The following is a 10,982-nucleotide window of genomic DNA, read 5'->3' as shown; positions in this document are numbered from 1 at the left end:
GGAGTGGCGGCTCCGGGCCGGGCGCCGGCCCCTGTCCCGTCTGGACCGTCCCCGATACATTCGACCGGTGGACGCCGGTGAGATGTGGCTCTACCGCGAAAAGATCGATCCGGCCGTGCTCACCGCCGTGACGATCGGCCCCGACACGCCGCCCGCCGCGATCCGGCATCTCGCCGCGCTGGTCCGCGACGGCCGCCTGGCCCTGAGCCACCTGACCGTCGGCGACGAGCGGGCCAGCCAGAGCCGGGAGTGGCGCTACCTGCCCAACCTCGTGCGCCATCTGGACGACATCCTCGCCGGCTCGCCGGGCCTGGTGGAGCTGACCGTCGCGAAGTGTCCCCTCGGCCAGGTCCCGCCGGCGGTGTCCGGTCTGCGGCGGCTCCAGCGGCTCACGCTCAGCTGGGCGCACCTCGACCGCGTGCCCCCGTGGGTCTTCGAGCTGCCGGCGCTGACCCGGCTCGGCCTCGGGCACAACAACCTCACCGACCTGCCGTCGACGGTCCCGGCCGCGGCCCGCCTCACCGAGCTCGATCTCGGCTTCAACCGGTTCGTCGAGGTGCCCGCCGGCGTCTGGCAGCTCGGCCGCCTCGAGACGCTGAGCCTCCAGGGCTGCCCGTTGCAGCACATCCCGGCCGACATCCTCCGGCTGACGTCGCTCAACTGGCTCGTCCTGGGCCGGCGGGGACGGGCCGCCATCACGGTGCCGCCGCCCGAGGTGGTCGCCCGCGGCCTCGCGGCGATCAAGAGCTACTGGGCCCAGGAGCAGGCGTCCGGCCTCGACTTCCTGGCCGAGGCCAAGCTGCTCATCGTCGGCGAGCCGGGCGCCGGCAAGACCACGCTGGCCAAGAAGATCCTCGACGCCCGCTACCAGCTCGACCCCGACGAGGGATCGACCCAGGGCATCGGCGTCTTCGCCTGGCAGTTCCCCTCCGGCATCCGCGCGGCGGGCCACCTGCTCGAGCGCGACTTCCGGGTCAACATCTGGGACTTCGGCGGCCAGGAGATCTACCACGCCACCCACCAGTTCTTCCTCACCAAGCGCTCGGTCTACGTGCTGCTGTCCGACGAGCGCAAGGAGGACACCGACTTCCGCTACTGGCTCGACGTCATCGACCTGCTCAGCGGCGGCAGTCCGCTGATCATCGTGCAGAACCGCAAGCAGGGCCGGGGCCGCCCGCTCGACCTCGGCACCCTGCGCCAGGACTACCCCAACCTGGTCGCCACGCTCGCCGTCGACCTGTCCACCAACGCGGGGCTCGACGAGCTGCTCGACCGGGTGCGCCGCGAGCTCGAGCTGCTGCCGCACATCGGCACGGCGCTGCCGAGGACGTGGCAGGACGTCCGGCTCGCCCTGGAGGCCGACGAGCGCAGCTACATCCCGGCCGAGGAGTTCTTCGCGATCTGCGCCGCGCACGGCTTCACCCGCGAGGAGGACATGCGGCAGCTCGGCGGCTACCTGCACGATCTCGGCGTCTGCCTGTACTTCCAGGACGATCCGCTGCTCGGCAAGACCGTCATCCTCAAGCCCGAGTGGGGCACCACCGCCGTCTACCGGGTGCTCGACGACCGCGAGATCATCGACAGCCTGGGCGTCTTCGACCCGGCCGACCTGCGCCGCATCTGGCACGAGCCCGCCTACCAGAGGATGCGCGCCGAGCTGCTGCGGCTGATGGAGCGCTTCTCGCTCTGCTTCACCGTGCCCGGCACCACGACGTACGTCGCGCCGCAGCTGCTCTCCGGCGTGCGTCCCTCGTACCGCTGGGACGAGCCCGGCGATCTGACGCTGCGCTACGACTACGACGTCATGCCCAAGGGCATCGTCCGGCGGCTCATCGTGGCGCTGCACGACCTGATCGAGGGCGCCTCGGTGTGGCGCAACGGCGTGGTGCTGCGGTACGACACCGGCCGCGCCGAGGTGATCGAGGACTACCACCGCCGCCGGCTGCGGATCCGGCTCGCCGGGCGCGACCCGCGGGTGATGCTGGCGGTCATCGACCGGGCGCTCACCACGATCCACCGCTCCTTCCCCGACATCCGCTTCGAGCGGCTGCGGCAGTGCGACTGCGCGGTCTGCGCCGACTCGGCCGAGCCGACCATGTTCCCCGTACGAGAGCTGGAGGACTTCGCCGCCACCGGCGACCTCATCCAGTGCCGGGCGAGCCGCCGGCTGATGGACGCGGCGGTGCTCCTCAGCGACCTGTGGAAACCCGCCGACCCGGAGGCCGAGACGGGCCGGGCGGCGGGCCCGGCCGAGGTGTACGTGTCGCACGAGCGGTCGGAGGCCGCGGAGGAGCTGGTCGGCACGATCGAGAAGCGGCTCGACGCGCGCGGGCTGCTCGTCCGGCGCGACCGCGACGAGCTGCGCTACCGCGACGCCATCCAGCGGTTCATGCGCTGGCTCGGCCCCAGCAAGATCGTCGTGGTGGTGCTCGACGACGCGTACCTGCGCAGCCGCTCCTGCATGTTCGAGCTGACCGAGATCGCCGAGCGGCCGGACTTCGCCCGGTACGTCTTCCCGGTCGTGCTGCCCGGCGCCGACATCTTCGAGCCGGTCGGCCGGCTGCGCTACGCCCGGTACTGGGCGGACAAGCGCGACGAGCTGCTGCGCGAGACCGAGGGCCTGGGCCCGGAGCTGCGGCGCGCGGTCCGCGACGACCTCGACCTGTACGAGAGGATCCGCGACACGGTCGCCGGCATCACCGACCTGCTCGCCGGCATGCGGACCGTGACGCCCGGCGCGGACCACGAGCAGCTCTACCGCGCGATCGACGCGGCGCTCACCCCGCGAGGCGTCAGCGATCTGTAGACAATCCCGTCCCGCCGCACGCGTCGCACATCGTCGCCGGCGCGTGCCGGTCCTCGAAGCCGCTGCCGTCGAAGTCGAGCGTCCGCTGCGGACCGCCGCCGACCCAGCCCGTGCCGTGGCACCGCACGCAGCGCCGCCGGGTCGCCGGCCCGGTCGCCTCCCCGGCGCGCTTGAGCAGCAGCCGGGCGACGACCGCGGCGGCGATCAGCAGGACCAGAAGGAGCAGGAGCCACTTCATGGGTACATAGTGCTCCTGTCTGGTTGACTGCTCTGACCGACCCACATCCGCGGAAGGTGCGATGACGAACGACGATCCGCTGCCCCGGCTGGCCACCGAGGGTGAACGTCTCGGGTGGATCTTCACCGACCGGAACCTGTACCGGCGCCGCTTCACCGAGCCTCCGCCGCAGCCCCAGCCCGTCCCGCCCGAGCTGCGCGATCGCCTGGCACGCGCCGAGCGGGCCACGACCAAGCGGATCCTGGTCTCGATCGGCGTGGGCGTCGCGCTGGCCGTCCTGATCGGCTGCTGCGGCGGCGTGGCGGCCCGCGGCGACGACGAGAGCACCGCCCGCACCGTGGTGTTCCTCTTCGCCGGTCTCGCCTTCGTCGCCGGCATCGCGGGCGCCGTGATCGCCGCGCTCCTGCCCGGCTGGGCGCGCAAGGCCGTCGAGAACGCCCAACGGCAGGCCCAGGACGAGTACGCCCGGGAGCACGCCGCCTGGGACAGCCGCCGCCAATGGCACGACCAGCAGCAACAGCAGGCGGTCGACGCCCGTCCGGAGTGGTCGGCGGCGAGCCCGTCGCCCGGCACCCGCCGCGTCGACATCATCGGCGGCACGATGTACGGCTGGGAGGCCGTGCTCAGCGTCTTCGGCGGCTCGCTGCTCGCCACGCGCGGCCGGATGGTGCTGGCCGACTTCACCGGCGAGGCGCTCAGCGGCGAGCTGATCCGGCTCGCCGAGACCACCGGCCGCTCGGTGCGCGAGCTGCTGCTGCCCGAGCAGCTCGCCGAGTTCGACCTGGTCGCCGGCCTGCAACCGGCGGAGTTGGTGGACGGCCTGGTCGAGGCCATGTACGGCGACGCGCCCGAGGGCAACCGGGCCGAGCGCTCGCAGGACGCCCTGCTGCTGACCGAGGTGAGCACGATCCTGGCGCCGCGGTTGACCATGGCCCGGCTGCTGGCCGCGCTGCGCGTGCTCGCCGGCCGGCCCGCCTCCGCCCAGCTGACGCCCGCCGAGCGGGAGCAACTGCTCATCCTCCAGCCGGACGCGGCCCGGCTGCGCCGGATCGAGGCCTTCCTGCACCCGCTCGAGGAGATGGGCTCCGCGCCGTCCACGGCGGAGGTCGCCGACCTCACCTGCCTGGTGGCCGGCGGCGCCGGCGGCCAGGCGCAAAACGAGCTGCTCAAGGACCTGACGGTGCAGTGGCTGGGCCGGCAGGTGCGGCGCGAGGAGCCGCCGATCGGCTCGCTCGTGCTGCTCGGCGCCGACGAGATCCACCATCGGGCGCTCGAACGGCTCAGCACCCTCTGCGAGCGGCGCGGCATCCGCCTGGTGCTCTTCTTCGCCCACCTGCGGGCCGACTCGCTGCGCACGATCGGCGGCGGCGAGGTCGCCCTGATGCGGCTCGGCAACCACCACGAGGCACAGCAGGCGGCGGACTTCGTCGGTCGCGGGCACAAGTTCGTGCTGAGCCGGCTCACCCGCTCGCTCGGCGGCGACGAGACCCACACGCTGGCCGACACGTACGGCGAGACCGAGACCAAGGGTGGCGAGCGGGGCTCCCGGATGAGCGGGCGCCACCTGCGCCGCTTCTCCAGCACCAACTGGAGCAAGAGCCGTAACTGGAGCCAGACCGAGTCGACCGCCCGGGGCACGAACTGGAGCGACGCCGCCACCGCCGACCGCGTCTACGAGTACGTGGTCGAGCCGCGGGTGCTCCAGGACCTGCCCGAATACGCGATGGTGCTGGTCAGGAACGAGGGGCAGGGCTCGGTGGTGCAGGCCGTCGAGGTGGACCCGGCGATCGTCACGCTGCCCCGCGTCTCGATGAAGCCGATCGCCGCCGAGCCGTTGCCCGACCCGGCCGAGGCGGTCATCCCGGCCCTGCGGCCCCTGGAGGCGCCGCCGGCGGTCGGCTGGGGCGCGATCAGCGATCCGCCGCGGCAGCAGGAACCGGGCCGGTCGAGTCACGAACGATGAGCTCGGTGGCGAGCTCGACGTGCAGCGCGTCGAGCCGGTGCCGGTCGAGCAGCCGCACCAGCAGGCCGACCGCGATGCGGCCCATCTCGGCCAGCGGCTGCCGCACGGTTGTGAGCATCGGGCTGGTGGCCTGGGCGAGGTCGATGTCGTCGAAACCGGCGATCGACAGGTCCTCCGGCACGCGCAGGCCCCGGTCGGCCGCGGCGTGCAGCGCGCCCGAGGCGGCCTTGTCGTTGAAGCCGAGCAGCGCGGTGGGCCGCTCGGGCAGGTCGAGCAGGTGCTGCGCGGCCTCGTAGCCGAACCGGACGGTCGGCTCGCCGGGCAGCACCAGCGCGGGGTCGGGCAGCACCCCGGCGTCGGCCAGCGCCGAGACGTGCCCCGCGCGGCGGGCGCTGCTGGCCAGCCAGTTGTCCGGCCCGGCGAGCAGGCCGATCCGCCGGTGGCCGAGGCCGGCGAGGTGCTCGGTGAGGGCGCGGGCGCCGGCGAAGTGGGCCGCTGAGACGGCGGCGATGTCGCGGGGGACGGTCTCGCGCGGGTCGACGACGACGAACGGGAAGCCGGCGGCCTGGAGGGCGACCAGTTCCTCGCCCGGCTCCGGCGGCAGCACCACGATCGCGCCGCCGATGCCGGGCCGCCCGGCGAGCGACGGCAGCACCTCGCTGTGCTGGGCGGCTTCGCCGGCGTTGAGCACCAGCTGCCGCCCGTGCAGGTCGAGCGTCTCGGCGATGGACGAGACGATGAGTCCGAAGTAGTCGGTGAGCAGGTAGGGGCAGCGCACGTAGACGGCGCCCGCGCGGGCCGGCCGTCGCCGCGGTCCCCGGCCGCCCAGCTGCTCGACGGCGCGATGCACCAGGTCGCGGGTCTCCGGCGCGACATGCTCCTGGTCGTTGAGCACCCGGGAGACGGTCGCTATCGAGACACCCGCATGGGCGGCGATGTCCCGCACGGTCGGACCGGCTCTCATACCGGAAGCATAGACATTGACAGCCATCACCGTGACAGGCTTCACTGGCGTGTAACAGAAACGTTCCGTAGTTGTTTCAGTTTGTTACATGGGAGAGACCCGTGGCTCACTTCGGAACCGCCCTTGTGGCGCTCGCTCTGACCGCCCCGACCGCGGCGGCCTTCACCTCGCCCGCCGCTTTTTCGCCCGCCGCCGTCCCGGCCGCTTTTTCGCCGGACGCCGCGCCCGCTGTGGCTCGCGTCTGGGTCACCACGCCCGACGGCGCGCTCCGCCTGGCCGACCGCGGGACGGTGGCCTTCGGGCGGGCCGGCGCCGACGTGCCCACCGTCGTCGTCGATCCGGGCCGCCGCTTCCAGACGATCGAGGGCTTCGGCGCCTCGATCACCGACTCGTCGGCCGCCGTCCTCTATCGGCTCACGCCCGCGGCGCGCGACGCGGTCATGGTGTCGCTGTTCCGCGACGACAAACTGAGCTACCTGCGCCAGCCGATCGGCGCGTCCGATTTCACCGACGAGCCTGCCTACACGTACGACGACGTGCCGGCCGGGCAGACCGACTACGCGCTGCGGCACTTCAGCATCGCGCACGACCGGGCGCAGATCCTGCCGCTGTTGCGCCGGGCGCGCGAGCTCAACCCGTACCTCAAGATCATGGCCACGCCCTGGAGCCCGCCGGCCTGGATGAAGACCAACGGCTCGCTCGTCGGCGGGCGCCTGATCGACTCGCCGCGCGTCTATCAGGCGTACGCGGCCTATCTCGTGAAGTTCGTGCGGGCGTATCGCGCCGAAGGGGTCGCGGTCGACGCGCTCACGATCCAGAACGAGCCGCAGAACCGCACGCCGTCCGGCTATCCCGGCATGGATCTGCCCTCGTGGCAGGCCGCCGAGGTGATCGAGCGGCTCGGGCCGATGCTGCGCGCCGCCGGCCTGTCCACCAAGATCCTCGGGTACGACCACAACTGGTCCGAGCACCCGAACGACGCCGCGAACACGCCGGCCGACTCGGTCGCCGACATCGACCACTATCCGCAGGAGCTGCTCGCCACGCCGGCCGCGCGATGGATCTCGGGTACGGCGTACCACTGCTACTACGGCGACCCGAGCGCGATGACCGCGCTGCACGACGAGTTCCCGCGCAAGGACATCTACTTCACCGAATGCTCGGGCAGCCGGTCGAGCGACCCGGCGCACACGTTCTCCGACACGCTCAAGTGGCACGCCCGCAATTTGATCATCGGCAGCACCCGGAACTGGGCCAAGACGGTGATCAACTGGAATCTCGCGCTCGACGAGACGAACGGCCCGCACACCGGCGGCTGCGGCACCTGCACCGGCGTGGTGACAGTGGCCTCCGACGGCACGGTCACGCGCAACGCCGAGTACTACACGCTCGGGCACGTGGCCCGCTTCCTGCGGCCCGGCGCGGTGCGGGTGGCCGGCACGTCGTTCGGCACGACCGGCTGGAACGGGCAGATCCAGGACGTGGCGTTCGCCAACCCGGACGGCAGCACCGTGCTGGTCGCGCACAACCAGAACGACAACCCGCAGACGTTCGGCGTGCGGTTCGGGGACCGCTCGTTCACGTACACCCTGCCGGGCGGCGCCCTGGCCACGTTCGTCTGGAGTGGACGGTCGGGCGACCGGCCTCTCGACCCGGCCGGCTGGACGGCGACGGGCTCCGGCACCGACGCTGCCCTGGCCGTCGACGACGACGCCGCCACCCGCTTCACCACCGGCACGCCGCAACGGCCGGGCCAGTACCTGCAAGTGGATCTCGGTCGCGTGCAGCCGGTGGGCCGGATCGTCTTCGACACGGGTGCTTCTGTCGGCGACACCCCGCGCGGTTGGGCGATCAGCGTCTCCGCCGACGGCCGCCGATGGGCCGAGGTGGCGACCGGCTCGGGCGGCCAGTTCGCCAGTGCAACGCTCAGTCGCGGGCAATTCCGACATGTGCGCCTGACCCTGACGGCCGCGGATCCGGCGGCCTGGTGGTCGGTCGCCGACGTCCGGGCGTACCGCCGTGCGCATCGGTGAACTGGCCCGACGGGCCCACGTCAGCGTCCGCGCGCTGCGCTACTACGAGGAGCAGGGCCTGCTCGCCTCCCGCCGCAGCCCCAGCGGCCAACGCCACTACGCCGAGCCGGCCGTGGACCGGGTCCAGCTGATCCGCCACCTGTACGCCGCCGGCCTGACCAGCCGCACCATCGCCGGCCTGCTCCCCTGTGTCGACGCCCGGGTCAGCACCCCGGAGTCCCGCGCCCGCCTCGCCGCCGAACGAGACCGCATCGACGCCCAGATAGCCGGCCTCACCCAGGCCCGCAACCGGCTCGACGCCCTCGCCGCCGTCCCGGAGAGCTGACGCAAGCCGGGAGCTAAGCGACGTACAGCTTGCGCAGCGGCGCCGTGACTTCCCAGACCGTTGCGGTGCCGGCGGTGAGCCGCACCAGATCTCCCGCCTTGATGGCGATGGGCGCGGCCCCCTCGACCGAGATCGTCGCCGCGCCCTCCAGAACCACGAAGACCTCGTCCACCTCGACGTCGCGGACCGCGCCGGTGGTCATCTCCCAGAGGCCCACCTCGACACCGGTGTCGCCCAGGGTGGTGATCGGGGCGGTGCCGAGCGTCGGCTTCCCGGCCACCACGTCCGCCGGCGCGGGCCGCGAGTGCGGCACGGCGACCTGAGCCAGCGGGAACACCTCGACATCAGCCATGATCCGCAGCGTAATAGCACAGTCGGCCGGTCCCGGGCGGCGGTTCGGAGAAAGCTCCGCAGAACGCGCTGTTGCCGCTGAAAAGCGCTCTTTGCCCGTTTCCCTGGCTCTAGCGTGATCCGCGATGACGGAGACGAGAACCGGCGTGAGCCACCCGGCGGCCCCCGCGGCCGCCGGGTCGACGCCCGGGTTCCGGCCGGACATCGAGGGGCTGCGTGCCGTCGCGGTCGCCCTGGTGGTGCTCTTCCACGCCGGGGTGCCGGGTGTCGGGGGTGGCTACGTCGGCGTGGACGTCTTCTTCGTCATCTCCGGCTTCCTGATCACGTCGTTGATGCTTCGCGAGGTCGCCGCCACCGGGCGGATCTCGCTGCTCGGCTTCACCGCGCGCCGCTGCCGGCGCATCCTGCCCGCCGCCGGGGCCGTGTTGATCGCCGTCGTCCTCGCGAGCTATCACTGGCTCGGCTTCCTGCGCGGCGACGAGATCGCCGAGGACGCGAGCTGGGCCGCCCTCTTCGCGTCCAACTTCCGGTTCGCGAGCCAGGGCGTCGACTACCTCGCGTCGCAGGCCGCGCCGTCGCCGGTGCAACATTTCTGGTCGCTCGCCGTCGAGGAGCAGTTCTATCTCTTCTGGCCGGCGGCGCTGGTGCTGCTGCTCTGGCTGGGCTTCCGGTGGGCGCTGCCCTACTGGCTGGCCGGCGCCGTCGCGCTGTCGTTCGCGTACTCGGTCTGGCAGAGCGGCACGTGGGCCTACTTCTCGCCGGCCACCCGCGCCTGGGAGCTGGGCGCCGGCTGCCTGCTCGCGCTGGTGGCGGCGCGGCTGCACCTCGTCCCGTACCGGATCGCCGGCGCGATGGCGGCTTCCGGTCTCGCGCTCGTCGTCGTCGCGGCGCTGACCTTCGACGAGACGACACCCTTTCCCGGGTACGCGGCAGCGCTCCCGGTCGTCGGCACGGTGCTCGTGCTGGCGGGCCGTGGTGACGCGCTGCTCGCCCGCCGGCCGTTGATGTGGCTCGGCCGCTTGTCGTTCTCGCTCTACCTGTGGCACTGGCCGGTGCTGATCATCGCCGAGCAGGCCGAGGGTGGTCCGCTGGGCGCGCGGCAGCGGGCGCTGCTCGTGCTGCTGAGCCTGGGGCTGGCCGTCATGACGTACGTCTGCGTCGAAGACCCGATCAGGCGCAGCGGGCGCCTCCGGCGCTCCCACCTGCTCAGCCTGGCCCTCGCCCTATTGCTGATTGCCGCGCCGCTCGCCGTGGCGCGGTGGAAGACGTCGACCTCGCCGGCCGCCGACGTGGGCCGGGGCGAGTATCAACCTCGGCTAGGAGCGCCGGTCACGCATGCTCAGGACTGACCGACTGCCGATCTTCGCCTTGGCGTTCGTCCTGCTTACCGGGTGTACGGGCGCGCCACCACCGCGGCCGCGGCAGGCCGGCGAGCCAGCGCCCCGGGTGGCGTTGCCCAGCGTGCTCGCCGCCGTCCGCAAGGCCCCGGCCCTGCGCGCGCTGCCGCCCGACCTGACGCCGTCGCTGGTCACCACCGCCGACGACGTGGGCTTCGACAACGACACGTGCGAGGCCGGGCCGAAGGCGGACCGGATCGAGCCGTGCGTCTTCGGTGACCGGGCGAGCGCCACGGACGTCGTGCTCTACGGCGACTCGCACGCCGGGATGTGGCTGCCGGCGATGAAGGAGATCGCGGAGCGGCGGCACTGGCGGCTCCAGTTCTTCGGCAAGCCGGCCTGCCCCACGCCGAAGATCACCTTCTGGAATCAGCAGGAGAGCCGCGTCTTCACCGAGTGCGATCGCTTCCGGTCGTACGTCGCGGCGCACGTCGCCTCGGCACGCCCGGAACTGGTCGTGGTCACCAACGCGAGCTTCTCCCACAAGCGCGGCAGGGGCGTGCCGATCACGCCCGAACAGTGGCGGGCGGGCCTGGCGGAGACGCTGCGGACGCTGCGCCAGGCGGCCGATCACGTGGTGGTGCTCGGCGACATCCCGGTGCTGGACCAGAGCGGGCCCGAGTGCCTCAGCGCGCACGTCGCGGACATCTCGGCCTGCTTCACCTCCCGCACGGCGGCGACAGCGCGCGTCTGGAACGCGGCCGAGTCCGCCGCGGCCCGGGCCACGGGCGCCGGATATGTGTCGGTGCTGCCCTGGCTGTGCACCACCGTCTGCACGCCGGTGATCGGCAACGTCGGTGTCTACCGCAACCGGTTCCACCTGACCGCGACGTACGCCCGCATGATGAACGGCGTCCTGGAGGAGGCCCTCGTGAAGCACTTCCCCCAGGACGCCGTCCCTTAGC

The 10,982-nt window shown here is 72.5% G+C and carries 9 protein-coding genes; 6 read left to right on the top strand and 3 right to left on the bottom strand.

The features are described 5' to 3' along the window. Positions 1 to 67 precede the first annotated feature (67 nt). A complete protein-coding gene (locus Ade02nite_RS19905; RefSeq protein WP_203765498.1) occupies positions 68 to 2,806 on the top strand; it encodes a COR domain-containing protein in 2,739 nt (912 codons plus the stop codon). Here Ade02nite_RS19905 and Ade02nite_RS19900 read toward each other — a convergent pair. After that, positions 2,793 to 3,044, bottom strand: a complete 252-nt coding sequence (locus Ade02nite_RS19900; protein WP_203765497.1) for a hypothetical protein — start codon at positions 3,042 to 3,044, stop codon at positions 2,793 to 2,795. The genes Ade02nite_RS19905 and Ade02nite_RS19900 overlap by 14 nt on opposite strands. Before the next feature lie 61 nt (positions 3,045 to 3,105). On the opposite strand from Ade02nite_RS19900, the gene Ade02nite_RS19895 reads away from it, so the two are divergent. Further along, positions 3,106 to 5,007 (top strand): hypothetical protein, encoded by a 1,902-nt coding sequence (locus tag Ade02nite_RS19895; RefSeq protein ID WP_203765496.1) that lies wholly within the window; start codon positions 3,106 to 3,108, stop codon positions 5,005 to 5,007. Here Ade02nite_RS19895 and Ade02nite_RS19890 read toward each other — a convergent pair. Further along, on the bottom strand, positions 4,955 to 5,971 hold the full coding sequence (locus Ade02nite_RS19890) for a LacI family DNA-binding transcriptional regulator (protein WP_203765495.1): 1,017 nt from the start codon (positions 5,969 to 5,971) through the stop codon (positions 4,955 to 4,957). The two genes, Ade02nite_RS19895 and Ade02nite_RS19890, sit on opposite strands and share 53 nt — an antisense overlap. A 101-nt stretch (positions 5,972 to 6,072) precedes the next feature. Between Ade02nite_RS19890 and Ade02nite_RS19885 the strand changes: the two genes are divergently transcribed. After that, positions 6,073 to 8,004 carry a glycoside hydrolase family 30 beta sandwich domain-containing protein gene (locus tag Ade02nite_RS19885; RefSeq protein WP_203765493.1) on the top strand — a complete coding sequence of 644 codons (1,932 nt, stop codon included), beginning with the start codon at positions 6,073 to 6,075 and terminating at the stop codon, positions 8,002 to 8,004. After that, a complete protein-coding gene (locus tag Ade02nite_RS19880) occupies positions 7,991 to 8,329 on the top strand; it encodes a MerR family transcriptional regulator (protein ID WP_203765492.1) in 339 nt (112 codons plus the stop codon). The genes Ade02nite_RS19885 and Ade02nite_RS19880 overlap by 14 nt, the downstream gene beginning before the upstream one ends. A 13-nt stretch (positions 8,330 to 8,342) precedes the next feature. Here Ade02nite_RS19880 and Ade02nite_RS19875 read toward each other — a convergent pair whose 3' ends face one another. Beyond that, positions 8,343 to 8,681, bottom strand: a complete 339-nt coding sequence (locus Ade02nite_RS19875; protein WP_203765491.1) for a cupin domain-containing protein — start codon at positions 8,679 to 8,681, stop codon at positions 8,343 to 8,345. Between the two features lie 124 nt (positions 8,682 to 8,805). On the opposite strand from Ade02nite_RS19875, the gene Ade02nite_RS19870 reads away from it, so the two are divergent. Continuing rightward, complete coding sequence (locus Ade02nite_RS19870) at positions 8,806 to 10,029, top strand: acyltransferase family protein (RefSeq protein ID WP_203765489.1); 1,224 nt, start codon at positions 8,806 to 8,808, stop codon at positions 10,027 to 10,029. Further along, positions 10,016 to 10,981, top strand: a complete 966-nt coding sequence (locus Ade02nite_RS19865; RefSeq protein ID WP_203765488.1) for an SGNH hydrolase domain-containing protein — start codon at positions 10,016 to 10,018, stop codon at positions 10,979 to 10,981. The genes Ade02nite_RS19870 and Ade02nite_RS19865 overlap by 14 nt, the downstream gene beginning before the upstream one ends. Position 10,982: the final 1 nt, after the last annotated feature.

This window comes from Paractinoplanes deccanensis, from assembly GCF_016862115.1.
Lineage (GTDB): Bacteria > Actinomycetota > Actinomycetes > Mycobacteriales > Micromonosporaceae > Actinoplanes > Actinoplanes deccanensis.
Note: the sequence above shows the minus strand (reverse complement) of the source record. Positions and strands in the feature narration are given on the sequence as shown.

What these genes read in the sequence shown, in the direction of transcription:
- Ade02nite_RS19890 (WP_203765495.1), bottom strand. Translation starts at nt 5,971, where the DNA reads ATGAGAGCCGGTCCGACCGTGCGGGACATCGCCGCCCATGCGGGTGTC.
- Ade02nite_RS19875 (WP_203765491.1), bottom strand. Translation starts at nt 8,681, where the DNA reads ATGGCTGATGTCGAGGTGTTCCCGCTGGCTCAGGTCGCCGTGCCGCAC.
- Ade02nite_RS19870 (WP_203765489.1), top strand. Translation starts at nt 8,806, where the DNA reads ATGACGGAGACGAGAACCGGCGTGAGCCACCCGGCGGCCCCCGCGGCC.
- Ade02nite_RS19900 (WP_203765497.1), bottom strand. Translation starts at nt 3,044, where the DNA reads ATGAAGTGGCTCCTGCTCCTTCTGGTCCTGCTGATCGCCGCCGCGGTC.
- Ade02nite_RS19865 (WP_203765488.1), top strand. Translation starts at nt 10,016, where the DNA reads ATGCTCAGGACTGACCGACTGCCGATCTTCGCCTTGGCGTTCGTCCTG.
- Ade02nite_RS19895 (WP_203765496.1), top strand. Translation starts at nt 3,106, where the DNA reads ATGACGAACGACGATCCGCTGCCCCGGCTGGCCACCGAGGGTGAACGT.